This is a genomic window from Escherichia sp. 94.0001 (assembly GCF_013369155.2).
Classification (GTDB): Bacteria; Pseudomonadota; Gammaproteobacteria; order Enterobacterales; family Enterobacteriaceae; genus Escherichia; species Escherichia coli_F.
Genome location: NZ_JABWMS020000036.1, coordinates 1 through 26,301, shown reverse-complemented (window position 1 = coordinate 26,301; position 26,301 = coordinate 1). Strand labels below are relative to the sequence as shown.

17 protein-coding genes are annotated in these 26,301 nt (G+C 50.8%); 11 read left to right on the top strand and 6 right to left on the bottom strand.

All coding sequences use genetic code 11. From position 1 onward, the window contains the following. Positions 1-4: 4 nt before the first annotated feature. Complete coding sequence (gene tsr / locus HEN33_RS16060; RefSeq protein ID WP_000919558.1) at positions 5-1,669, bottom strand: methyl-accepting chemotaxis protein; 1,665 nt, start codon at positions 1,667-1,669, stop codon at positions 5-7. Positions 1,670-1,850: 181 nt separating this feature from the next. On the opposite strand from tsr, the gene HEN33_RS16055 reads away from it, so the two are divergent. Then, positions 1,851-2,714, top strand: a complete 864-nt coding sequence (locus HEN33_RS16055) for a MurR/RpiR family transcriptional regulator (protein WP_032185835.1) — start codon at positions 1,851-1,853, stop codon at positions 2,712-2,714. A 9-nt stretch (positions 2,715-2,723) separates the two neighbouring features. Here HEN33_RS16055 and HEN33_RS16050 read toward each other — a convergent pair whose 3' ends face one another. The 3 genes from HEN33_RS16050 to HEN33_RS16040 all read right to left on the bottom strand — a co-directional run bounded on the left by HEN33_RS16050 (position 2,724) and on the right by HEN33_RS16040 (position 6,137). Continuing rightward, the gene (locus HEN33_RS16050; protein ID WP_001084236.1) at positions 2,724-4,193 is read right to left on the bottom strand and encodes a sodium:solute symporter family protein; all 1,470 of its coding nucleotides are present in this window, start codon (positions 4,191-4,193) and stop codon (positions 2,724-2,726) included. A 102-nt stretch (positions 4,194-4,295) separates the two neighbouring features. Further along, a complete protein-coding gene (locus tag HEN33_RS16045) occupies positions 4,296-4,685 on the bottom strand; it encodes a RidA family protein (protein ID WP_176262528.1) in 390 nt (129 codons plus the stop codon). A gap of 9 nt (positions 4,686-4,694) precedes the next feature. Then, on the bottom strand, positions 4,695-6,137 hold the full coding sequence (locus tag HEN33_RS16040; protein ID WP_001195671.1) for an N-acyl-D-amino-acid deacylase family protein: 1,443 nt from the start codon (positions 6,135-6,137) through the stop codon (positions 4,695-4,697). A 200-nt stretch (positions 6,138-6,337) separates the two neighbouring features. Here HEN33_RS16040 and HEN33_RS16035 point away from each other — a divergent pair, with 200 nt between their 5' ends. The 4 genes from HEN33_RS16035 to yjiA all read left to right on the top strand — a co-directional run bounded on the left by HEN33_RS16035 (position 6,338) and on the right by yjiA (position 11,400). Continuing rightward, positions 6,338-7,558, top strand: a complete 1,221-nt coding sequence (locus HEN33_RS16035; RefSeq protein ID WP_176262529.1) for an amino acid deaminase — start codon at positions 6,338-6,340, stop codon at positions 7,556-7,558. Positions 7,559-7,948: 390 nt separating this feature from the next. After that, positions 7,949-10,099, top strand: a complete 2,151-nt coding sequence (btsT, locus tag HEN33_RS16030; protein WP_001309197.1) for a pyruvate/proton symporter BtsT — start codon at positions 7,949-7,951, stop codon at positions 10,097-10,099. Positions 10,100-10,229: 130 nt separating this feature from the next. Then, positions 10,230-10,433, top strand: a complete 204-nt coding sequence (locus HEN33_RS16025) for a YbdD/YjiX family protein (protein WP_000467859.1) — start codon at positions 10,230-10,232, stop codon at positions 10,431-10,433. 10 nt (positions 10,434-10,443) lie between these two features. Next, the gene (gene yjiA, locus HEN33_RS16020; protein WP_176262530.1) at positions 10,444-11,400 is read left to right on the top strand and encodes a GTPase; all 957 of its coding nucleotides are present in this window, start codon (positions 10,444-10,446) and stop codon (positions 11,398-11,400) included. Between the two features lie 44 nt (positions 11,401-11,444). On the opposite strand, the gene mrr is transcribed toward yjiA, so the two are convergent. Continuing rightward, positions 11,445-12,359, bottom strand: a complete 915-nt coding sequence (gene mrr, locus HEN33_RS16015) for an adenine/cytosine-specific restriction endonuclease Mrr (RefSeq protein ID WP_000217931.1) — start codon at positions 12,357-12,359, stop codon at positions 11,445-11,447. 187 nt (positions 12,360-12,546) lie between these two features. Here mrr and hsdR point away from each other — a divergent pair, with 187 nt between their 5' ends. The 6 genes from hsdR to mcrC all read left to right on the top strand — a co-directional run bounded on the left by hsdR (position 12,547) and on the right by mcrC (position 22,416). Next, positions 12,547-16,059: a type I restriction-modification system endonuclease gene (gene hsdR / locus HEN33_RS16010; RefSeq protein ID WP_176262531.1), complete on the top strand. Its 3,513-nt coding sequence runs from the start codon at positions 12,547-12,549 to the stop codon at positions 16,057-16,059. Between the two features lie 76 nt (positions 16,060-16,135). Beyond that, the gene (hsdM, locus tag HEN33_RS16005; protein WP_176262532.1) at positions 16,136-17,725 is read left to right on the top strand and encodes a type I restriction-modification system methyltransferase; all 1,590 of its coding nucleotides are present in this window, start codon (positions 16,136-16,138) and stop codon (positions 17,723-17,725) included. Next, positions 17,722-19,260, top strand: a complete 1,539-nt coding sequence (locus tag HEN33_RS16000; protein WP_088144631.1) for a restriction endonuclease subunit S — start codon at positions 17,722-17,724, stop codon at positions 19,258-19,260. The genes hsdM and HEN33_RS16000 overlap by 4 nt, the downstream gene beginning before the upstream one ends. Before the next feature lie 227 nt (positions 19,261-19,487). Continuing rightward, entirely contained in the window at positions 19,488-19,829 is a 342-nt protein-coding gene (gene symE, locus HEN33_RS15995) for an endoribonuclease SymE (RefSeq protein WP_000132619.1), read from the top strand. Positions 19,830-19,990: 161 nt separating this feature from the next. Further along, positions 19,991-21,370, top strand: coding sequence for a 5-methylcytosine-specific restriction endonuclease subunit McrB (mcrB, locus tag HEN33_RS15990; protein ID WP_015953743.1), 1,380 nt, complete (start codon positions 19,991-19,993; stop codon positions 21,368-21,370). Continuing rightward, a complete protein-coding gene (mcrC, locus tag HEN33_RS15985; protein ID WP_072004067.1) occupies positions 21,370-22,416 on the top strand; it encodes a 5-methylcytosine-specific restriction endonuclease system specificity protein McrC in 1,047 nt (348 codons plus the stop codon). Before mcrB ends, mcrC begins: the two co-directional genes overlap by 1 nt. 56 nt (positions 22,417-22,472) lie before the next feature. Here the strand turns inward: mcrC and HEN33_RS15980 are convergent. Then, a partial coding sequence (locus HEN33_RS15980) for a DUF1998 domain-containing protein (RefSeq protein WP_183083444.1) occupies positions 22,473-26,301 on the bottom strand: 3,829 nt, incomplete at its 5' end.

Here is a 26,301-nt window from a genome sequence, read left to right as displayed (position 1 = left end):
GCGATTAAAACGTTTCCCAGTTCTCTCCGCTATCTGCCACTGCCACTTTGCGCGGCGCAGATGGCGTCACAGTTTTTACTACTGCCGATGCTTCGCGCTGGCGTTGCTGCTCTTGCTGAATCCGGAACACTGCCACAGCTTCGGTCAGGCGACTGGCCTGCTCCTCCAGCGCGGCGGCGGCGGCGGCAGATTCTTCCACCAGCGCAGCGTTCTGTTGGGTTACTCGGTCCATCTCAGCTACTGCTAAGCCAACCTGATCGATACCACGGCTCTGCTCATCAGAAGCCGAAGCAATTTCGCCCATAATGTCCGTCACGCGGGTCACAGCACTGACAATCTCTGCCATGGTTTCCCCGGCGCTTTCGACCAGCGTAGAGCCAACATCCACTTTGCCCACCGAGTCTTCAATCAGGCTTTTAATTTCGCGAGCCGCCTGAGCGCTACGCTGGGCCAGATTACGCACTTCTCCCGCAACCACCGCAAAACCGCGCCCTTGCTCACCCGCACGCGCTGCTTCAACCGCCGCGTTCAAAGCCAGAATATTGGTCTGGAAGGCAATGCCGTCAATTACGCTGATAATATCGGCGATTTTCTGCGAGCTGGTGGAGATATCGCGCATGGTCTGCACCACGTTATCCACCACTTTGCCGCCACGTTGCGCCGTTTCGGAAGCACTTAACGCCAGGTGGCTGGCCTGACGCGCATTTTCGGCGTTCTGCTTCACCGTTGCGGTCAGTTGCTCCATGCTGGCTGCCGTCTCTTCCAGCGAAGCGGCCTGTTGCTCGGTGCGCGAAGAAAGATCGTTATTGCCGGTGGCGATTTCGCTGGCACCGCTATAGATAGCATTGGCCCCGTTGCGCACATCACCGACGGTACGCATCAGCTCTCCCTGCATATGGCGCAAACTCTCTGCCAGTTGCCCCATCTCATTAGAACCATCCACCTCAATCGGTTTCACCAGATCGCCACCTGCAATATGACGAATGCTGTCAATCAGGCGATTCATTGGCGCTACCAACGAGGCTTTAATACCGAACCAGACGGCGAAGATGACTGCCAGTACGACGATCATCACGCCCACCAGAATCCACATCGCCTGGCTGTAGGAGGCATTATTATCGCTGACGGCGATATCATAGAGCCGATCGTTTTGCTCCATGTAAGCCACATACTGCTTCTCGAAACCGTCCTGATATCCCTGAGTCGGCTGATCAAAGAATTCGTTGATTTTGCCTGCACCTAACAGTTGGATCAGTTCCGCCAGCGCATTGTGATAAATATCGTAATTACGTTTGATCTCTGCCGCTGCGGCGGTGCTCTGACGCGGGTCACGCGGCAATGCTTCGTAATCCGCCCAGTTTTTTTCCGCCTGTTTCAGCGAAATACTGGCACTCTGCATCAGCTCGGCAACGGTTGAACCGCTACCAATATTGTTCTGATCCATCATGTAGCGGATACCCGCGCGGTTGAGGGTGTTACGCGTCTGTAACAACGCGACCCAGCTGCCATTCAGCGTGGATTGCTGCTGGCGAATGGTTTGTAAAACAGTGAAATTTTCTTTGTCATTCTTTAAGGCATTAAAGAACAGACCGCCTGATGTCAGTTGTAAAAGGCCAAAAACGGCCAAAACCAGCAGTAAGCTGGTCACGATCTTGATACGTTTTAACATGGTTTCTCTTTCCACTAGACAGATACACTGGTTGTCGGCCTGGTGGTGGAAAACTTTATGCTGTGGAAAAGCGTCGGCACTGCTTTTGTTGCAGCAAACTTGCGTTTTTTGTGAGGGTCACACTCTATAGCGGCAGTTTATGGTACAAAGTATCAATCTTCTTCGAACCAGTGATACTCCCATGGCTTATAGCATCGATATCATCTCCTGTATTACCGAACGGTTTATGGCGTTAACCGCCACTGAAAAGCGTATCGCACAATTTATTCTTGATGATGTCCCCGCCGCGGTGGAACTGCCTATTGCTGAGCTGGCGCGGTTAACGCAAACCAGTCAGGCGTCGGTGACGCGTTTTGCCCGTGCTCTGGGGTGTAAAGATGTCCGCGAGCTGAAAGTCAAACTGGCGCAGTCACTGGCTATCGGGCAGCGGTTTATTCTCGATGTACCGGATCTTGACGGTGTTCAGGGGATCTACGAAGCGATTATTAGCGTGCTGGAAACGCATCGTCGTTCGCTGGATATGAATGCCATCAGCCAGGCGGTAAGCTGGTTAAGTCAGGCGCGGCAAATTCTTGCATTGGGAACTGGCGGCGGTTCCACCATCTGTTCACAGGAGATTCAGTACCGTTTATTCCGTCTGGGGCTACCTGTGGTTAGTCAGAATGATGCCCTGATGATGAGAATGATGTGCTCGGCAGTGATGCCGCAGGATGTGGTGATTGTGCTGTCGCTGGGCGGTTATACACCGGAAATCATCGAAAGTGCGGCAATCGCCCGTCAGTATGGCGCGCGTGTTATTGCCATTACGCCAGCACAAACGCCGCTGGCAGAACAGGTGGATCTGGTATTGCCGCTGCTGGTTCAGGAGAGTGATTACATCTTTAAACCCACGCCTTCCCGCTACGCGATGTTAGCCATGGTCGATGTACTGGCAACGGAACTGGCAATGGCAAATAAAGCGCAGGCGAAAGATCGCCTGCGGCGGATAAAACTGGTGTTAGACAGCCACCGTGGGGGCGCTAACCGCCAGCCACTTGGCGATTAGCATTGTCGGTTATGCTTCTTCAGGTTTGGTGATCACGACACTCTGGTTTTCACGCTCATTGGTGATAATAGCCAAAGCTTCTTCCCGGCTGACCTGACTTGCTGGCGTTACCAACGTCACCAGTACGCCAGCGACCAGGCTGCCCAGCACTGACGGAATACACGGGTTACCCCAGTAAGCCAGCCAGTCGGCATTCATCAGCACCACAATTGACATCACCATACCGCTCACTAACGCCGCCAGCGCGCCCTGCCAGTTAAAGCGTAGCCAGAAGCGACCGAGAATCGAGCAGATAAACAGCCCGGACATCAGCATCGAAATCATTTTGGTAATGTAGCTGATGATGTCATTAGAGGTCAGAGCAAAGACCAGCGCCAGGCCAATAACAAAGGTCAACATCCAGCGTGAGTAAGTAATGGCCTTGTCCTCCGGCGGCATTCTGCCGGTAATCATGGTGTAGACGTCGCGCATCATAATCGCCACTGCCGCAATGGCATCAGAACTGGCAGAAGACATGGTGGCAGAAAGCCCGGCAATCAGCACCACCAGCCCAAGAATGGCAGGTAAGAAGCTGGTCGCGAACAAGAAGGCATAGTTACTGTTTTCCAGATTCGGGTTCATGGTGAACGCCGCCATGCCGATAATGGCAGGCAGAATCGAGAAGAACAGATACAACACGCCAGTAATAACAAATGAACGCCGTACAGAGGGAACGTCTTTTCCCGAGTAAATACGCTGGCGATAAGATGGTGTGGCCAGTACGCCGACACCAATAACCAGCGCCAGCGAAAGCGCAGGCAGCACGCCCATTTTATCAATCGCAAACAGGCTCATCGCTTTTGGGTCCATCGCCTGTTCAATCGCACTCCAGCCACCAACGTGAACAACGGCAAGAATAGCCATTAATATAAAGCCAAAGAACAGAATTAGGGCCTGAATAGTATCTGTCCACACTACCGCCGAATAACCGCCGATAATAACGTAAATCGCAAAAGCTAAGGCAATAATTAATTTTGCCACCGTAAGATCAATACCTGTCGCCCAGGCAAGATACATACTGCCACCTAATATATGCGCTCCCAGCCAGCCAATAGAGGCAATAAATATCATCAGGCCGACAATATTTTTAATTAAATGGCTGCCGCCAGTATAATAAGATATTTCTTCACTCATGGTCATAAAACGTAATTTACGTACCGGTGCAAACAGCCACGCCACCAGTAATATACCTACGGCCCCACCGACGCCATAAAGCATTCCGGCCCAGCCATTGCTGTAGCCAAAGCCCACTGCGCCCATACTGGAACCCGTGCCAACCATCGTGGCAACGGTTGACCCCAGCGTCAGAAACAGCGGCAGCGAACGCCCGCCCAACAGAAAATCTTCTCCGCTTTTCTGATTACGAGAAACAAACCAACCAAGCCAAATCATGGCGATGGCATAAATAATAAAGCCGACTAAAAAGATATGACTGTTCATAATTCACATCCTGCCAGTAGAGAGAGAATAATGTAAGAGTTCCCGGAGTGCTGAATGTATTCAGCACTCAATTGCGGTCTGTTTTTTTAATTCTTAAATTTATTAGCGGGTCGCGTTATAACAGGTCACATCGACTTCGACTTTACAATCGACAACCAGATCAGCCACACAACAAATACGTGCAGGCGGATTCTCGCCAAAAAATTCTCTGAATACTTTATTAAATGACTGGAAATAGCGGGCGTCGGTCAGGATCACTTTCACGTGAACCACATCCGCCAGGCTATAACCGGCTTCAGTCATGATGTCGATACAGTTTTGGATCGCCAGTCGTGACTGTTCAACGATTCCGCCTTCTACCACTTCACCGTTTTTCATGGGTGTTTGCCCGGAGACGTACAGCCAGCCGCCCGCCTCAACCGCCCTGGCAAAAGGCAAATGCTGCCCGCCAGTGCCTGTTCCACCTTCCGTACCGTAACGTTTAATGCTCATATTCACTCCTTAATGTGAGGTCTGCCGGCGCAGGAAGCGTCCCGCACGGCCTGTAATATGTTTATCGCGACCATAGCTCATAACGCCGTTCACCATCACCGCCTCAATGCCATCTGCCGGGCGTTTGGGATCAGAAAAGCTGGCAACATCACGAATGGTTTGTGGATCGAACAACACCAGGTCCGCAAAATAGCCAACTTTCACCAGCCCACGCTGGGGCAGGCGAAAACGGCTGGCAGAAAGCCCGGTCATTTTGTGGATAGCCGTGGTCAGAGGGAATAAACCTTCATCACGGCAATAGTGACCCAGCACGCGAGGGAAGGCGCCCCATAAACGTGGATGCGGCATGGGATCATTGGGCAGGCCGTCAGAGCCAATCATACTGACCGGATAACTCAACACTCGGCGGACGTCGCGCTCGTCCATGTTGTAATAGATAGCCCCGGCAGGCATTAGCAGCTTCGCGGCCTCCAGCATACTCATCTGCCAGTCGATGGCGATTTGTGCCAGTGTTTTCCCGGCCTGCTGCGGATGTGTTTGTGACCAGGTGATCACAATATCGAATTCGTCGGTGACTTGTTTGAGATCCAGCGTTGAAGAGCTGGCTGAGTAAGGGTAGACATCGCAGCCAATTTCCTGGTGTTGACGCATTTGGTCAAAAAAGGCCAACGTTTCTTTTGTCCGCCCCCAGTTTTTCGCCCCGGCGCATTTATGGTGGGAAACCACGACAGGCACTTTGCCATGACGCCCAATACGAAACGCCTCATCCAGGGCATCGAGAATCGGTTCAAATTCAGAACGCAGATGGGTGGTATAAACGCCCTTCTCACCGGCTAATTCTTCCGCCAGCGCCATGACTTCTTCGGTAGTCGCCTGAAATGCCGTTGCATAGGCCAGCCCGGAACTTAACCCCAGCGCCCCCTGACTCAACGCCAGACGTAAGTCGGCACGCATAGCGGCAATTTCATCCGCCGTCGCCGGGCGAAACAGGTCGTCCATATGGTTATTACGCAGCGCCGTATGACCAATCAGCGTGCCAACGTTCAGTGACGGCCTGGCTGCTTCCACTGCCTGGGCATAGCTTTCAACGGTAGGATAAATAAAGTGCTCTGCTTCCCCCAACAGATTCATCGGGTCAGGAACTTCACCTTTCATTTTCGCCGACGCCGCACTGATCCCGCAGTTACCGACAATCACCGTAGTGATCCCCTGGCTGATCTTTGGCAGATATTCCGGGATGCGAATAACGTTGATATCGTCATGGGTATGAACGTCGATAAACCCTGGTGCCAGCACCCGCCCTTCCCCGTCAATGACCTGCTGCGCCGTAACGTTAAGCGCAGGGGCAATATCGACAATCCGATCACCTGTTATTGCCACGTCACCGCGAAATTCAGGGCCGCCGCTACCGTCGATAACGGTCACATTTTTGATTAACCAGTCAACCTGCATGTTCGTCACTCCATTTCTGCAATGGTGACAAGTTAACCATTTACAAGGATGAAAAACAGTGGAAAACTACGCAAAACCCAGATGATTTTCTGATACTTTTATTCATAAATCATAAGATAAATAAACTAAATATTTATATTTCATTTGGTTACAAATGATACTCATATCCGATACGGTGAAAAACTTAAAAGGTGAATGTTATGAAATACCACTCTGAACCTCTGGTTCCCCATAAATCTGCCCTGATGCAAATGCCCGCAAATCTCCTTGCCGAAGATGTCTGTTTACCTGCCGCGATCATTAAAAAGCAGGCCCTGGAGAACAACATTACGTGGATGCAACGCTACGCTGACGCGCGCGGCGTTTCACTGGCACCGCACGGTAAAACCACCATGACGCCGTGGATTTTTCAGGCGCAGCAGGCGGCAGGCGCCTGGGCAATAGGTGTCGGTAGCGCATGGCAGGCTGGTGCGGCAATGGCGAGCGGTATTCAGCGAGTGCTGATGGTTAACCAGCTGGTCGGCAAGGCGAATATGCAGTTGATTGCCCAGTTGCAACGACATTACCCGACGGTCGATTTTATCTGCTGTATCGACAGCATTGAGAACGCCCGCGCTTTGTCTGCCTTTTTTGCCAGTCAGCAACAGACACTAAACGTGATGATTGAGCTGGGTGTTCCCGGCGGGCGCTGTGGTTGCCGCTCAACGGATGCCGCACTGGCACTGGCTAAGCAAGCGGCACAATTACCAGGGCTACGTCTGCGCGGGCTTGAGCTATATGAAGGTGTTTTACACGGTGACGATCCACAACCGCAGGTAGAAGCTCTGCTGCGGGATGCCGCACTACTGGCCTGTGATATGGCAAGTCTGGTTGATGGCGAGTTTATTCTCACCGGAGCAGGCACGGTCTGGTATGACGTGGTGTGCAATATCTGGCTGGCGGCAGAAAAGCCTGATAACTGCCGCATTGTTATTCGCCCTGGCTGCTACATCACTCACGACACCGGGATCTACGACGCGGCACAACAACAGTTGCTTGCCCGCGATCCTGTGGCCTGCGATCTGGCAGGCGATCTCACATCTGCGCTGGAACTGGTCGCCATGGTGCAATCGGTGCCGGAAGCTGATCGTGCGGTGGTAAATTTTGGTAAGCGTGATTGCGCCTTCGACGCCGGACTGCCGCAACCAGTCGCCCACTACCGCAACGGCAAATCACTGGCATTTGATCCACAGGCGATTCGCAGTATAGGTATTATGGATCAGCACTGCATGTTGCAACTGTCAGCTAATAGCGACGTGCAAGTGGGGGATATTCTGGTGTTTGGCACATCGCATCCGTGCCTGACCTTCGACAAATGGAAAACGTTGTTATTGGCTGATGACGACTACAACGTACTGGCGGAATTAGACACTCTCTTCTAAGAATACCCCTTCGGTTAATTATCGAAGGGGCATTTTTATTGTGATCTCAATCACATATCCACCCGACGAATAATTCTTGCCCAACCGCTTACCGCCATTCCTGACCGCTTACGTCCCAAATATAACCACTCAGTTATTTACCTTACTTTACGCGCGCGTAACTCTGGCAACATCACTGCAGGATAGCGGTCAATTTACCTCCTCAAACGCAACGCAAACCTAGAACGGCTTCGGCCTATGATTAACAAATTACTCTATGGATTTTGGTTTGCAGGAAGGCAGCAAGTGAGTGAATCCCCGGGAGCTTACAAAAGTAAGTGACAGGGGTGAACGAACGCAGCTGCCGCACCTGTAAGCCAAAAGACGACGAGTAAAATGCCAGGTTTTACTATGGATACGAAAAAACTATTCAAGCACATACCCTGGGTGATTCTTGGAATCATCGGTGCATTCTGCCTCGCGGTAGTTGCATTACGTCGGGGGGAGCACGTCAGCGCCCTGTGGATCGTGGTCGCCTCTGTGTCGGTGTATCTGGTGGCTTATCGCTACTACAGTTTGTACATCGCCCAGAAGGTGATGAAACTCGACCCCACGCGCGCGACGCCTGCGGTTATTAACAATGACGGTCTGAACTATGTTCCGACCAACCGTTACGTGTTGTTTGGTCACCACTTCGCCGCTATCGCCGGTGCGGGTCCGCTGGTTGGTCCGGTTCTCGCCGCGCAGATGGGCTACCTGCCTGGCACTCTGTGGCTGCTGGCGGGGGTAGTGCTGGCCGGTGCGGTACAGGACTTTATGGTGCTGTTTATCTCCTCTCGCCGTAACGGCGCATCTCTCGGTGAGATGATCAAAGAAGAGATGGGGCCAGTACCGGGGACTATCGCGCTGTTTGGCTGTTTCTTAATCATGATCATCATCCTCGCCGTTCTGGCGCTGATTGTGGTTAAAGCCCTGGCCGAAAGTCCGTGGGGTGTCTTCACCGTTTGCTCAACCGTACCGATTGCGCTGTTCATGGGTATCTACATGCGCTTTATCCGTCCGGGGCGTGTAGGTGAAGTCTCTGTTATTGGTATCGTGCTGCTGGTTGCCTCTATCTACTTCGGTGGCGTAATTGCTCACGATCCGTACTGGGGTCCGGCACTGACCTTTAAAGACACTACCATTACCTTCGCACTGATTGGCTATGCGTTTGTTTCCGCACTGCTGCCGGTATGGCTGATCCTCGCACCGCGCGACTATCTGGCAACCTTCCTGAAAATCGGCGTTATCGTCGGCCTGGCGCTGGGTATCGTGGTGCTGAACCCGGAACTGAAAATGCCTGCGATGACGCAGTACATTGACGGTACTGGCCCGCTGTGGAAAGGCGCTCTGTTCCCGTTCCTGTTCATCACCATCGCCTGTGGTGCGGTATCTGGCTTCCACGCGCTGATCTCTTCCGGTACGACGCCGAAACTGCTGGCTAACGAAACCGACGCGCGTTTCATTGGCTACGGCGCAATGCTGATGGAGTCCTTCGTGGCGATTATGGCGCTGGTTGCTGCGTCCATCATCGAACCGGGTCTTTACTTCGCGATGAATACTCCGCCTGCGGGCCTTGGCATCACCATGCCTAACCTGCATGAAATGGGTGGCGAAAACGCGCCGATCATCATGGCGCAGCTGAAAGACGTTACCGCACATGCGGCAGCGACCGTCAGCTCCTGGGGCTTCGTGATTTCGCCAGAGCAGATCCTGCAAACCGCGAAAGACATTGGTGAGCCTTCTGTCCTGAACCGTGCAGGTGGTGCGCCGACGCTGGCGGTAGGTATCGCTCACGTGTTCCACAAAGTGCTGCCGATGGCTGACATGGGCTTCTGGTATCACTTCGGTATTCTGTTCGAAGCCCTGTTCATCCTGACCGCGCTGGATGCGGGTACCCGTTCTGGTCGCTTTATGCTGCAAGACCTGCTGGGTAACTTCATCCCGTTCCTGAAAAAAACCGACTCTCTGGTTGCCGGTATCATCGGTACTGCGGGCTGTGTGGGTCTGTGGGGCTACCTGCTGTATCAGGGCGTGGTCGATCCGCTGGGCGGCGTTAAGAGCCTGTGGCCGCTGTTCGGTATCTCCAACCAGATGCTGGCAGCCGTAGCGCTGGTACTGGGCACCGTTGTGCTGATTAAGATGAAGCGCACCCAATACATCTGGGTAACTGTTGTTCCGGCTGTATGGCTGCTTATCTGCACCACCTGGGCGCTGGGCCTGAAACTGTTCAGCACCAACCCGCAGATGGAAGGCTTCTTCTACATGGCAAGCCAGTACAAAGAGAAGATTGCTAACGGTACTGACCTGACGGCACAGCAGATTGCCAACATGAACCACATCGTTGTGAACAACTACACCAACGCGGGCCTGAGTATTCTGTTCCTGATTGTGGTGTACAGCATCATCTTCTACGGTTTCAAAACCTGGTTGAAGGTGCGTAACAGCGACAAACGTACTGACAAAGAAACACCGTACGTTCCAATCCCGGAAGGCGGCGTGAAGATCTCTTCGCACCACTAACCGGTTGCCGGATGCGCTGCGCGTATCCGGCCTACAAAGTGTCTATCGTAGGCCGGATAAGGCGTTTACGCCGCATCCGGCAAATCCCCGGCCCGGACCTTCCGGGCTTTACGCATATCTGGAAGGCAAAATGTTTGGTAACTTAGGACAGGCAAAAAAATATCTCGGCCAGGCGGCGAAGATGTTGATTGGCATTCCAGACTACGACAACTACGTCGAGCATATGAAGACCAACCATCCCGACAAGCCGTACATGAGCTATGAAGAATTCTTCCGCGAACGCCAGAACGCACGCTACGGCGGCGATGGTAAAGGCGGTATGCGCTGTTGTTAATGGAGAGAGCATGAACCCGATTGCAGTTACCCTACTCACCGGTTTTTTAGGCGCAGGCAAAACCACCCTGCTGCGCCATATTCTTAATGAACTGCACGGCTACAAAATTGCCGTGATTGAAAACGAATTCGGCGAAGTCTCCGTTGATGATCAACTGATTGGCGACCGCGCCACGCAGATCAAAACGCTGACCAACGGCTGCATCTGTTGTTCGCGCTCCAACGAGCTGGAGGACGCGCTACTCGACCTGCTGGATAATCTCGACAAGGGCAATATTCAGTTCGACCGTCTGGTCATTGAATGCACCGGCATGGCCGATCCCGGCCCGATTATTCAGACCTTTTTCTCCCATAAGATTTTATGCCAGCGTTACCTGCTGGACGGCGTGATTGCGCTGGTGGATGCGGTACATGCCGATGAGCAGATGAACCAGTTCACCATCGCCCAGTCACAGGTTGGCTACGCCGACCGCATTCTGCTGACCAAAACCGACGTCGCTGGCGAAGCAGAAAAACTGCGTGAACGCCTGGCGCGCATCAACGCCCGTGCACCGGTCTACACCGTCACCCACGGCGACATCGACCTGGGCCTGCTGTTCAATACCAACGGTTTTATGCTGGAAGAAAACGTCGTCAGCACCAAGCCACGTTTTCACTTTATCGCGGACAAACAAAACGATATTTCGTCGATTGTGGTAGAACTGGATTACCCGGTAGATATCAGCGAAGTTTCCCGCGTGATGGAAAACCTGCTGCTGGAGTCGGCGGATAAACTGCTGCGTTACAAAGGAATGCTGTGGATTGACGGCGAACCTAATCGCCTGCTGTTCCAGGGCGTCCAGCGCCTCTACAGCGCCGACTGGGACCGCCCGTGGGGCGATGAAAAACCGCATAGCACAATGGTGTTTATCGGGATTCAGCTGCCGGAGGAAGAGATTCGGGCTGCGTTTGCGGGGTTGAGGAAGTAGGGTTTATGGGCCGGATAAGGCGCAGCCGCATCCGGCCTGATATTTCACTCAAAATAGTCCATATCCAGTTTCGGCACCTTCAACAAACGTGAAGAAACCCCTACTTCGTTTTCGATCATTAAGTGCACCAGGCGTTCCCCATCAACCAACACCATACCCTCGACGGATTGGGCAAAGTCACGCGCCTGAGAAGTAAATCCAGAAGTGGTAATAAACACCCCACGTTTCGCTTTTTGCCCAGCCAGTGCGCCGTAAAATGCCTGTAATTCTGGCCTGCCTACAGTATTCTGCCAACGTTTTGCCTGAACATAAACTTTCTCCAGGCCAAGTTTATCAAGCGATATCACACCATCGATGCCACCATCTCCAGTACCGCCAACACGCTGCAAATCATCACGGTGGCCGCCATACCCCAGGCGATGCAAAACATCCAGAACAATGACTTCAAAGCGCGAAGGAGAAACCTGCAATAAGTTTTCCAGAACCTCATCAGCCACCGCATCACGAAGCTCTTTTAGCGCCTGATCTAACCGATCGTCCGGGCTGCTCTTTGCAAGTTCTTCATGATCGGGAGAGTCGGCTTTCGGATCTAAATCGACGGCATCCGGCCGTGACTTAAGTTTGACATTCACAAAAGCGAAGGCCAGATGGTTCGTCTCCTGCTCCGTCATTGGCTGGGGATGAGACGCAACCCAGTCAAAACCCGCAGGAGTCAGGCACCATTTGCCACGCGACAAACTTTGCGACAACCCGGCACGTTTTAAACGGTCATGCGCCCAGCCTGCACGATTTTTATAAACAAGTTGTCCGCTGGTAATGACTTTCGCTCGCTGGCTGTCATCCAGTCCTAATGCATCCGCGGCAGCCTCATGAACATCACGCGCGGCTGCACCTTCCGGTTTTGTTGCCAGATAACGCAGAACAGGTTCAATAAATTTGTCATAGGTAGGAACCGTCATAGTACATCCTTGCAGAATCAGGTAGATGTTTTTCGGCTACTATAGCACTACAAAAATAGACGAACACGTTAGAAATGAGTCAGTTGCTGTGACTCCGGTCATTGCCCGGAAAGGTACAGAAAGCTAAGATAAGAGGTTATGGGCCTTAAATATTTGGACAGGCCCGCACAGCAATGGATTAATAACAATGATGAATAAATCCAATTTTGAATTCCTGAAGGGCGTCAACGACTTCACTTATGCCATCGCCTGTGCGGCGGAAAATAACTACCCGGATGATCCCAACACGACGCTGATTAAAATGCGTATGTTTGGCGAAGCCACAGCGAAACATCTTGGTCTGTTACTCAACATCCCCCCTTGTGAGAATCAACACGATCTCCTGCGCGAACTCGGCAAAATCGCCTTCGTTGATGACAACATCCTCTCTGTATTTCACAAATTACGCCGCATTGGTAACCAGGCGGTGCACGAATATCATAACGATCTCAACGATGCCCAGATGTGCCTGCGACTCGGGTTCCGCCTGGCTGTCTGGTACTACCGTCTGGTCACTAAAGATTATGACTTCCCGGTGCCGGTGTTTGTGTTGCCGGAACGTGGTGAAAACCTCTATCACCAGGAAGTGCTGACGCTAAAACAACAGCTTGAACAGCAGGTGCGAGAAAAAGCGCAGACTCAGGCAGAAGTCGAAGCGCAACAGCAGAAGCTGGTTGCCCTGAACGGCTATATCGCCATTCTGGAAGGCAAACAGCAGGAAACCGAAGCGCAAACCCAGGCTCGCCTTGCGGCACTGGAAGCACAGCTCGCCGAGAAGAACGCGGAACTGGCAAAACAGACCGAACAGGAACGTAAGGCTTACCACAAAGAAATTACCGATCAGGCCATCAAGCGCACGCTCAACCTTAGCGAAGAAGAGAGCCGCTTCCTGATTGATGCGCAACTGCGTAAAGCAGGCTGGCAGGCCGACAGCAAAACCCTGCGCTTCTCCAAAGGCGCACGCCCTGAACCCGGCGTCAATAAAGCCATTGCTGAATGGCCGACCGGGAAAGATGAAACGGGTAATCAGGGCTTTGCGGATTATGTGCTGTTTGTCGGCCTCAAACCCATCGCGGTGGTAGAGGCGAAACGTAACAATATCGACGTTCCCGGCAAGCTCAATGAGTCTTATCGCTACAGCAAATGCTTCGATAATGGCTTCCTGCGGGAAACCTTGCTTGAGCACTACTCACCGGATGAAGTGCATGAAGCAGTGCCGGAGTATGAAATCAGCTGGCAGGACACCAGCGGCAAACAACGGTTTAAAATCCCCTTCTTCTACTCGACCAACGGGCGCGAATACCGCGCAGCAATGAAGACCAAAAGCGGCATCTGGTATCGCGACGTGCGCGATACCCGCAATATGTCGAAAGCCTTACCCGAGTGGCACCGCCCGGAAGAGCTGCTGGAAATGCTCGGCAGCGAACCGCAAAAACAGAATCAGTGGTTTGCCGATAACCCTGGCATGAGCGAGCTGGGCCTGCGTTATTATCAGGAAGATGCCGTCCGCGCGGTTGAAAAGGCTATCGTCAAGGGTCAACAAGAGATCCTGCTGGCGATGGCGACCGGTACCGGTAAAACCCGCACCGCAATTGCCATGATGTTCCGCCTGATCCAGTCCCAACGTTTTAAACGCATTCTCTTCCTTGTGGATCGCCGTTCTCTTGGCGAGCAGGCGCTGGGGGCGTTTGAAGATACGCGTATTAACGGCGACACCTTCAACAGCATTTTCGACATTAAAGGTCTGACGGATAAATTCCCGGAAGACAGTACCAAAATTCACGTTGCCACCGTACAGTCGCTGGTGAAACGCACCCTGCAATCAGATGAACCGATGCCGGTGGCCCGTTACGACTGTATCGTCGTTGACGAAGCGCATCGCGGCTATATTCTCGATAAAGAGCAGACCGAAGGCGAACTGCAGTTCCGCAGCCAGCTGGATTACGTCTCTGCCTACCGTCGCATTCTCGATCACTTCGATGCGGTAAAAATCGCTCTCACCGCCACTCCGGCGCTGCATACGGTGCAGATTTTCGGCGAGCCGGTTTACCGTTATACCTACCGTACCGCGGTTATCGACGGTTTTCTGATCGACCAGGATCCGCCTATTCAGATCATCACCCGCAACGCGCAGGAGGGGGTTTATCTCTCCAAAGGCGAGCAGGTAGAGCGCATCAGCCCGCAGGGGGAAGTGATCAACGACACCCTGGAAGACGATCAGGATTTTGAGGTCGCCGACTTTAACCGTGGCCTGGTGATCCCGGCGTTTAACCGCGCCGTCTGTAACGAACTCACCAACTATCTTGACCCGACCGGATCTCAAAAAACGCTGGTCTTCTGCGTCACCAATGCCCATGCCGATATGGTGGTGGAAGAGCTGCGTGCCGCGTTCAAGAAAAAGTATCCGCAACTGGAGCACGACGCGATCATCAAGATCACCGGTGATGCCGATAAAGATGCGCGCAAAGTGCAGACCATGATCACCCGCTTCAATAAAGAGCGGCTGCCCAATATCGTGGTAACCGTCGACCTGCTGACGACCGGCGTCGATATTCCGTCGATCTGTAATATCGTGTTCCTGCGTAAAGTACGCAGCCGCATTCTGTACGAACAGATGAAAGGCCGCGCCACACGCTTATGCCCGGAGGTGAATAAAACCAGCTTTAAGATTTTTGACTGTGTCGATATCTACAGTACGCTGGAGAGCGTCGACACCATGCGTCCGGTGGTGGTGCGCCCGAAGGTGGAACTGCAAACGCTGGTCAATGAAATTACCGATTCAGAAACTTATAAAATCACCGAAGCAGATGGCCGCAGCTTTGCCGAGCACAGCCATGAACAACTGGTGGCAAAGCTCCAGCGTATCATCGGTCTGGCCACGTTTAACCGTGATCGCAGCGAAACGATAGATAAACAGGTGCGTCGTCTGGATGAGCTATGCCAGGACGCGGCGGGCGTGAACTTTAACGGCTTCGCCTCGCGCCTGCGGGAAAAAGGGCCGCACTGGAGCGCCGAAGTCTTTAACAAACTGCCTGGCTTTATCGCCCGTCTGGAAAAGCTGAAAACGGACATCAACAACCTAAATGATGCGCCGATCTTCCTCGATATCGACGATGAAGTGGTGAGTGTAAAATCGCTGTACGGTGATTACGACACGCCGCAGGATTTCCTCGAAGCCTTTGACTTGCTGGTGCAACGCTCCCCGAATGCGCAACCGGCATTGCAGGCGGTGATCAATCGCCCGCGCGATCTCACCCGTAAAGGGCTGGTCGAACTCCAGGAGTGGTTTGACCGCCAGCACTTTGAGGAATCTTCCCTGCGCAAAGCATGGAAAGAGACGCGCAATGAAGATATTGCCGCCCGGCTGATTGGTCATATTCGCCGCGCTGCGGTGGGCGATGCGCTGAAACCGTTTGAGGAACGTGTCGATCACGCGCTGACGCGCATTAAGGGCGAAAACGACTGGAGCAGCGAGCAATTAAGCTGGCTCGATCGTTTGGCACAGGCGCTGAAAGAGAAAGTGGTGCTCGACGACGATGTCTTCAAAACCGGCAACTTCCACCGTCGCGGTGGGAAGGCGATGCTGCAAAGAACCTTTGACGATAATCTCGATACCCTGCTGGGCAAATTCAGCGATTATATCTGGGACGAGCTGGCCTGACACGGTATCATTCCCGGCAATTTCTTCTTCTGCGGCCCGATAAATTTGGGCCGCTGCTTAATTTACGGAACTCACAATGAACAATAACGATCTGGTCGCGAAGCTGTGGAAGCTGTGCGACAACCTGCGCGATGGCGGCGTTTCCTATCAAAACTACGTCAATGAGCTCGCCTCACTGCTGTTTTTGAAAATGTGTAAAGAGACCGGACAGGAAGCGGAATACCTGCCGGAAGGCTACCGCTGGGATGACCTGAAATCCCGCATCGGCCAGGAGCAGTTGCAGTTCTACCGTAACCTGCTGGTACATCTGGGCGCCGACAATCAAAAGCTGGTGCAGGCGGTGTTCCAGAACGTCAACACCACCATTACCCAGCCAAAACAATTGACCGAACTGGTCAGCAATATGGATTCGCTGGACTGGTACAACGGTGCACACGGTAAGTCGCGCGATGACTTCGGCGATATGTACGAAGGGCTGTTGCAGAAGAACGCGAATGAAACCAAGTCTGGTGCGGGCCAGTACTTCACCCCGCGTCCGCTGATTAAAACCATTATTCATCTGCTGAAACCGCAGCCGCGTGAAGTGGTGCAGGACCCGGCAGCGGGTACGGCGGGCTTTTTGATTGAAGCCGACCGCTACGTTAAGTCGCAGACTAACGATCTGGACGACCTTGATGGTGACACGCAGGATTTCCAGATCCACCGCGCGTTTATCGGCCTCGAACTGGTGCCCGGCACCCGTCGTCTGGCGCTGATGAACTGCCTGCTGCACGATATTGAAGGCAACCTCGACCACGGCGGCGCAATCCGTCTGGGCAACACTCTGGGTAGCGACGGTGAAAACCTGCCGAAGGCGCATATTGTCGCCACTAACCCCACGTTTGGCAGCGCCGCAGGCACCAACATTACCCGCACCTTTGTTCACCCGACCAGCAACAAACAGCTGTGCTTTATGCAGCATATTATTGAAACGCTGCATCCCGGCGGTCGTGCGGCGGTCGTGGTGCCGGATAACGTACTGTTTGAAGGCGGCAAAGGCACCGACATCCGTCGTGACCTGATGGATAAGTGTCATCTGCACACCATTCTGCGTCTGCCGACCGGTATTTTTTACGCGCAGGGCGTGAAAACCAACGTGCTGTTCTTTACCAAAGGGACGGTGGCGAATCCGAATCAGGATAAGAACTGTACCGACGACGTGTGGGTGTACGACCTGCGTACCAATATGCCGAGCTTCGGCAAGCGCACGCCGTTTACCGACGAGCATTTGCAGCCGTTTGAGCGCGTGTATGGCGAAGACCCGCACGGTTTAAGCCCGCGCACTGAAGGTGAATGGAGTTTTAACGCCGAAGAGACGGAAGTTGCCGACAGCGAAGAGAACAAAAACACCGACCAGCATCTTGCTACCAGCCGCTGGCGCAAGTTCAGCCGTGAGTGGATCCGCACCGCGAAATCCGATTCGCTGGATATCTCCTGGCTGAAAGATAAAGACAGTATTGATGCCGACAGCCTGCCGGAGCCGGATGTATTAGCGGCAGAAGCGATGGGCGAACTGGTACAGGCACTGGGTGAACTGGATGCGCTGATGCGTGAACTGGGAGCGAGCGATGAAGCGGATTTGCAGCGTCAGTTGCTGGAAGAAGCGTTTGGTGGGGTGAAGGAATGAGTGCGGGGAAATTGCCGGAGGGGTGGGTTGACACTCAATTAGGTAATGTTGTTGATTATGGTAAAACATCTAAAAAAGTTTTATCTGAAGTTAATGACGACACATGGATTTTGGAACTAGAAGATATTGAGAAAGATTCATCAAAGCTTCTTAATAAAGTAACTGCTAGTGAACGCCCTTTCAAAAGTACGAAAAATAGTTTTCGGAAAGGAGATATTCTCTACGGTAAACTTCGTCCCTATCTCAATAAAATTATCATTGCAAACGATGATGGCGTATGCACCACTGAAATTATTCCTATTAACGCAGAGCCAATTTGTTTTAATAAGTATCTATTTTACTGGCTGAAGAGTTCGACCTTTTTAAGTTATGTGAATGATGTTAGCTATGGCGTAAATATGCCCCGTCTGGGAACAACTGATGGCCTCAAAGCACCGTTACGATTAGCTCCACTCGCCGAGCAAAAAATCATCGCTGAAAAACTCGATACGCTGCTAGCGCAGGTAGACAGCACCAAAGCACGTCTTGAGCAAATCCCACAAATCCTGAAACGTTTTCGTCAGGCGGTGCTTGCAAGCGCATTAAGAGGTAAATTGACCAATAGTTGGAGAATAAATAACAAAAATTCACAAGATATATCTTCTTTCAAGGCCTCTGTCAAAAGATATCGTTTTGAAACTTGGGTAAAAGAACAAGAAGAAAAATATAAAAATAAAGGGAAAATGCCGAAAAATGATAAGTGGAAGGAAAAATACAGAGAGGCCATAACTAACCAAGAGATATCTGATAAAAATATTCCGGATGGTTGGTTATTAGAGCCATTAGATGGTCTGGTTTATATTTCTGCAAGAATTGGCTGGAAAGGACTTAAGGCGTCAGAATATACAGCTAAGGGGCCATTATTTCTTTCAGTTCACGCTCTAAACTATGGGAAAGAAGTTAATCTTTCTCAAGCCTACCACATATCAGAACATCGGTACAATGAAAGCCCTGAAATAAAGTTACGAAACGATGATATTTTGTTATGTAAGGACGGAGCCGGTATAGGTAAACTTGCTATTGTAAAAAATCTTAGTGAGCCAGCAACAATTAACTCTTCCTTATTATTAATCAGAGCTGGGGAGTTTTTCGTTCCTGAATATTTGTTCTATTTCTTATCTGGACCTGAAATGCAAAACCTAGTTAAGGAAAGAATGACAGGTTCGGCAGTCCCACATCTTTTCCAGCGAGATGTTAAAGAGTTTGTTCTAGAAGTTCCACCACTGGAAGAACAACACGAAATCGTTCGCCGCGTCGAACAACTCTTCGCCTACGCCGACACCATAGAAAAACAGGTCAACAACGCCTTAGCCCGCGTTAACAACCTGACGCAATCCATCCTGGCAAAAGCGTTCCGTGGAGAACTCACCGCCCAGTGGCGGGCCGAAAACCCGGATTTAATCAGCGGAGAAAACAGCGCCGCCGCGTTGCTGGAGAAAATCAAAGCTGAACGCGCAGCCAGCGGGGGTAAAAAAGCCTCGCGTAAAAAATCCTGATCATTATTTTCTGGCGCACCTTTTCGGTGCGCTTTTTATTATTTCACGCCAATCATAACTCACACAAATATATTTAAATCACTCCAGAAATTGCCTATTTTATTCTATTTTTAGCTGGACTTTCCCTGTATTTACTGATGATATATCCAGGTATTTAGCGCGGTGCGGATGTGCGCCAACACACCCGCACCGCTCATCACAATCACTATTATCGGAGAATAGCAGTTATGACTGACACGCATTCTATTGCACAACCGTTCGAAGCAGAAGTCTCCCCGGCAAATAACCGTCAATTAACCGTGAGTTATGCGAGTCGCTACCCGGATTACAGCCGTATTCCCGCCATCACCCTGAAAGGTCAGTGGCTGGAAGCCGCCGGTTTTGCCACCGGCACGGCGGTAGATGTCAAAGTGATGGAAGGCTGTATTGTCCTCACCGCCCAACCACCCGCCCCCGAAGAGAGCGAACTGATGCAGTCGCTACGCCAGGTGTGCAAGCTGTCGGCGCGTAAACAGAAGCAGGTGCAGGAGTTTATTGGGGTGATTGCCGGTAAACAGAAAGTCGCGTAACAGCGTTTACTCCCGGTTATCCACCGGGAGCCTTCCACTGACTCAATAGAAACTTTCCCCCTCAGTAAATATTTGCCAGTCTGATTTTGCAGTAAAAATCTATTGTTTCAGTACGTTGCGAAAGCGATAATAGAGGCTTAGCAATGAGGAAGGCATATCTTATGGAATCTATTCAACCCTGGATTGAAAAATTTATTAAGCAAGCACAGCAACAACGTTCGCAATCCACTAAAGATTATCCAACGTCTTACCGTAACCTGCGAGTAAAATTGAGTTTCGGTTATGGTAATTTTACGTCTATTCCCTGGTTTGCATTTCTTGGAGAAGGTCAGGAAGCTTCTAACGGTATATATCCCGTTATTCTCTATTATAAAGATTTTGATGAGTTGGTTTTGGCTTATGGTATAAGCGACACGAATGAACCACATGCCCAATGGCAGTTCTCTTCAGACATACCTAAAACAATCGCAGAGTATTTTCAGGCAACTTCGGGTGTATATCCTAAAAAATACGGACAGTCCTATTACGCCTGTTCCCAAAAAGTCTCACAGGGTCTTGATTATACCCGGTTTGCCTCCATGCTGGACAACATAATCAACGACTATAAATTAATATTTAATTCTGGCAAGAGTGTTATACCACCTATGTCAAAAACTGAATCATACTGTCTGGAAGATGCGTTAAATGATTTGTTTATCCCTGAAACCACAATAGAGACGATACTCAAACGATTAACCATCAAAAAAAATATTATCCTCCAGGGGCCGCCCGGCGTTGGAAAAACCTTTGTTGCACGCCGTCTGGCTTACTTGCTGACAGGAGAAAAGGCTCCGCAACGCGTCAATATGGTTCAGTTCCATCAATCTTATAGCTATGAGGATTTTATACAGGGCTATCGTCCGAATGGCGTCGGCTTCCGACGTAAAGACGGCATATTTTACAATTTTTGTCAGCAAGCTAAAGAGCAGCCAGAGAAAAAGTATGTTTTTATTATAGATGAAATCAATCGTGCCAATCTCAGTAAAGTATTTGGCGAAGTGATGATGTTAATGGAACATGATAAACGAGGTGAAAACTGGTCTGTTCCCCTAACCTACTCCGAAAATGATGAAGAACGATTCTATGTCCCGGAGAATGTTTATATCATCGGTTTAATGAATACTGCCGATCGCTCTCTGGCCGTTGTTGACTATGCCCTACGCAGACGATTTTCTTTCATTGATATTGAGCCAGGTTTTGATACACCACAGTTCCGGAATTTTTTACTGAATAAAAAAGCAGAACCTTCATTTGTTGAGTCTTTATGCCAAAAAATGAATGAGTTGAACCAGGAAATCAGCAAAGAGGCCACTATCCTTGGGAAAGGATTCCGCATTGGGCATAGTTACTTCTGCTGTGGGTTGGAAGATGGCACATCTCCGGATACGCAATGGCTTAAGGAAATTGTGATGACGGATATCGCCCCTTTACTCGAAGAATATTTCTTTGATGATCCCTATAAACAACAGATATGGGCCGACAAATTATTAGGTGACTCATAGTGGAACAGCCCGTGATACCTGTCCGTAATATCTATTACATGCTTACCTATGCATGGGGTTATTTACAGGAAATTAAGCAGGCCGACCTTGAAGCCATTCCCGGTAACAATCTTCTTGATATCCTGGGGTATGTATTAAATAAAGGGGTTTTACAGCTTTCACGCCGAGGGCTTGAGCTTGATTACAATCCTAATACCGAGATCATTCCTGGCATCAAAGGGCGAATAGAGTTTGCTAAAACAATACGCGGCTTCCATCTTAATCATGGGAAAACCGTCAGTACGTTTGATATGCTTAATGAAGACACGCTGGCTAACCGAATTATAAAAAGCACATTAGCCATGTTAATTAAGCATGAAAAGTTAAATTCAGCCATCAGAGATGAAGCTCGTTCACTTTATAGAAAATTACCGGGCATTAGCACTCTTCATTTAACTCCACAGCATTTCAGCTATCTGAATGGCGGAAAAAATACGCGTTATTATAAATTCGTTATAAGTGTCTGCAAGTTCATCGTCAATAATTCTATTCCAGGTCAAAACAAAGGACACTACCGTTTCTATGATTTTGAAAGAAACGAAAAAGAGATGTCATTACTTTATCAAAAGTTTCTTTATGAATTTTGCCGCCGTGAATTAACGTCTGCAAACACAACCCGCTCTTATTTAAAATGGGATGCATCGAGCATATCGGATCAGTCACTTAATTTGTTACCTCGAATGGAAACTGACATCACCATTCGCTCATCAGAAAAAATACTTATCGTTGACGCCAAATACTATAAGAGCATTTTTTCACGACGAATGGGCTCAGAAAAATTTCATTCGCAAAATCTTTATCAACTGATGAATTACTTATGGTCGTTAAAGCCTGAAAATGGCGAAAACATAGGGGGCTTATTAATATACCCCCACGTAGATACCGCAGTGAAACATCGTTATAAAATTAATGGCTTCGATATTGGCTTGTGTACCGTCAATTTAGGTCAGGAATGGCCGTGTATACATCAAGAATTACTCGACATTTTCGGTGAATATCTCAAATAAGCGGTAAGTTTTATAGAAAATACCGCTCCCGACACCACATCGGGAGCGGCTCATCATCAGGAGGCGATCACCTCCACCAGCACATCCGTTGCCCAGCTCTCTTCACTGTTGACCACATTCCCTTCCTGACAAGCTTGATCCATTTTGACTAACTGGAAAGAAACGTCATCGCGGAAATCAAAGTAATGCCATTGCGATGAAAAGTTGATGCGCCAGTAGCCCATCCCCTGATCGAAGCGGATCTTCAATACCTGACCATCCTCAAAAGTCACCGTCAGTTTACGATGGTGAGGGATATCGCGCGGCGAGTCGAACACCGTCAGTTCTACCGGCCTGCCCAGCGCAGCAGCAAACCACTGATCAGCGAAATCCTGAAAATCCGCTATGCTCATCCAGTCATGGAAAGGCCGGTTACCGGGGCGATCTTTATCTTTAAATAGCGTATCCAGCGTCACTTCAGCGCCATCGGTCAGCTTTGTTTTTAGCGGTCTCAGAATTGATCCCAACAACGCCAGCGCAACCGGGTTTTGCAGATAGCGATCGGTATAGTGAACGCCGGTAATTCGCGTGTTATTCATCAGTGACTGCGCTTCTTCATGGTCGTTAAACAGCACGTCCCAGAAGCGTTGCCCAAACTGCGACAGTGGTCCATTCAACTGTTTGTGGATCTGAATGTCTTTGACCCGCTCGACAGCGTTGGCGGCTTTAGCCGGCAGAATAAACTCGTTCAGTTCTACCGTTTTATAGCCGAGGCTACGCACCACCAGTTCGTCATTCAGATGCCACTCAGGCCCCGGAATCGTTGCCTGCTGGCTGCGAGAGGCCAGCGTCATCACGCGATCGGCAAAGGTGACCTGGGCAACGATCGGTAATTGCAGCTCCTGCTCAACATGGCACAACCGCACACCCAGCGCAGTAAATTGCGATAGTTCATGCAACAGATCCGGGTCATCCACTCCCGCAGGGATAACAAGATCGACCTCGACGTTGTCTTTTAGCCGATAGTTCTGAACCGCCGCGCGGAACTGACGGGCGTATAAATCCCACTCATTGGGCGCACCGGTCATCCACAGGGTGAGCTTTTCAGCGCCTTCGTTAATCGCCCGGCGAATCGTATCGCCAATGGCGCCAGGACAGTAGCGGGCATCCGGCAGCGAGAATGTCTCTTCATCCGGTAAACCGATGTAATACGTGAAGTCATCGCCAAGCCAGGCCAGCGCCGCTTTGCGATCCAGCAAATCGTGATCGTGGCGAGTCTGGGAATCAAGCAGGCATTCACTACATGCAGTCTCACAATGGCGGCAGCCTAACTGTTTCACCATTCCCTGCAATATAGCTTCAATGTGTACCGGTGCGCTGGAGGCAAAACCTGCACCACCGCTGATCACATCATAAAGCTGTACGGCTAATACCGATTGCCCATCCTCCAGTCTGACCGGACGTACAGAATAGCCGAGTTCTGCGGCGGAGATACCCAGAACGCCCGCCAGCGCCTGACGCAGAGCAACCGCCAGAGTCATGGCAACAATCCGCCCCTCCTCTGTGTTATCTGGCAGATACTCGCCGTTTTGCGGTTTGCGCAGAACCATTTCAAAGACATCGGTACGCGCCAGTGCGCCCAGGGTGACATTCTTCATGAGTGCCGTCGAACCGGGGCAAATCAGACGATGATTCTGGCTGTCGCGATCCGCTTTACCCGGACGCGGTGGATAGTGAGCTTCCATACTTTTCGGCGCATCATTTTCATTCAGCATCGACTCAGCACGGCCACAGCTCAGACACAATGCATAACCGTGTCCACCTTCCCCCAAACTTTGCTGGAAAACATGCCCATCAGCCCCAGAAGCCATATAACCCATTAGCGGGTTAGGCAACGGTACGGGCTCTGCTTTAACAAAGACCCACGCAGGGACAACCGGGACGAATTTCATGGTTTCAATATTGTTCGTTACCGGAGCGTGTGCATCGGTGACAAACCCGGCAGGCTGCAGCACCTGACGGCGATTATCCATGATTATTTTTTCGCCGCAGGCGCTATTGGAGCAAAAGAGCATCCCGGAACTGCTCATCCCCTCTTCATAGCCAATGGTCCCGCATTTGTGACAGCGCCAGGCGCAATCCAGACGCTGGGCTTCATTGGTATCAGCATTAATGTTGTGCCAGTGCAGTGAGACACCGGCAGAGCGGAAGACACGGCCATCAAGGATGATCTCTGCTCCCGGTGCATATTCACGAATGGCAACACCGAGGTTACGGGAAGGTAATCCTTTATAACGGGAAACGTTATCTTCACGGTCCTTTTTATCACGACTTTTCTGCGATTTTTCGCGGATATAATCTTCCATCGTGAAGTTATCAAACGTCACTACATCTGTCGGGAAACCGTATCCCGGCAGGAAGGTTCTGGCAGCCAGATCGCGCAGCAGATACTCGCCACAGTGCCGTTTCTTCTCCAGCTCTATGCGCTTACGATAAGGCGTTTGCGGCTGCGACTCACGCTCCTGTGTCACGAGATCGCGATAAACGGAGAGCCACCGCTGTTGCAGGAAGGTGATCGCGTTGATTGTTTTATCCCGCAGATATTCGGCTCTTGCACCATGCAACGCCGTACCTTTCACCAGCCGTTCCAACGCCGTGTCGATATCAAGAACCGGACGTTCCAGCCAGATTTTAAAGCGTTCGCATTTTGACTGCCCGTCATCTTCACCGAAAAACCAGAGGCTATCGAGGCTGGTTTTTTCTTTATCGGTTTCGCCAATAACGTTACATAAAAAGTCGGACAGTAATAATGCATTGACGTGACGTTGCACCAGTCGGGCGGAGTTCATCGCGACTATAGGTGCCGGGATCATGGTTTCAAATGGCCAGAGCGGGTTGGCAAAAACCTGCTGGTCGTGTGGGTTACCTTTACATAGGGTGTAAGAGATCGCGCGTGATTCTTTACTACGCCCGGCTCGCCCGGCGCGCTGTAAATAGTTGGCCGGATGTGGCGGTACGTTGTTCATTACCACCGCAGTAATGCCCCCGATATCAACCCCCATTTCCATGGTGGTGGAACAGTTGAGAACATTTAGTTGCCCATTCTTGAACATCTTTTCATAGCTTTGCAGACGTTCTGACGACTGCTGGGCAGAGTGCTCGGCAGTACGATAGTAGAAGCCGCCTTCCACGACACGATCGTTAATGTCTGTCCAGACGTTTTCCGACCGCAATTGTGCGATCAGCGGATCATGGCTGACCCAGTCGCGTGCTTTTGCCAGACCCTCTGCGTAGTCTTCCTGTGAACGATCCAGCTTCCAGATTTCCGGCATGGTGACTTTCTGCGCGACAAAAGTGTCATATTGCGGCTGGGTAAGATGCTCGAACGAAATATGGGTAGGCAGATAAGGGGTTAAGCCTTTAAAAGCCGTATCCAGGATTTTATTGGTTACCGGGCAAATCCAGGCATCCGTGATTAAAGAAAAAGTCATATGCTCTTTCGGTAAATAAAAACGGTTGCCATCGGGTTTCAGTACTGCAAGCGGTCCGGTAAGTTGGGCCCATGCTTCTTTCAGCCATGTATTGATAATATCAATAGTCGCCGTATTGACGGTTTTGAATCCAGCCCCCAGCATCAGTAACTTCGCTAAACGATGGGATACGTTGCCATTACGAATTTGAGGCCAGCGTCTATTCTGATTATCTTCAGGATCTTTTGATTCCGGGTTACGGACGAATTTTGATGAAAAACGGCTACCAATCCAGTTTTTCAGCTCATCATCCAGCTGTGTGAAGTTGCTCTCGCGAACGTAATGATCCAACGTAACCTTGAGAAAATCGCGCCAGTCATCCTGAACCGCCCCGGTTTTCCTGGAGAGTGTTTTATCTGTGAACTCAGGCTGCCAG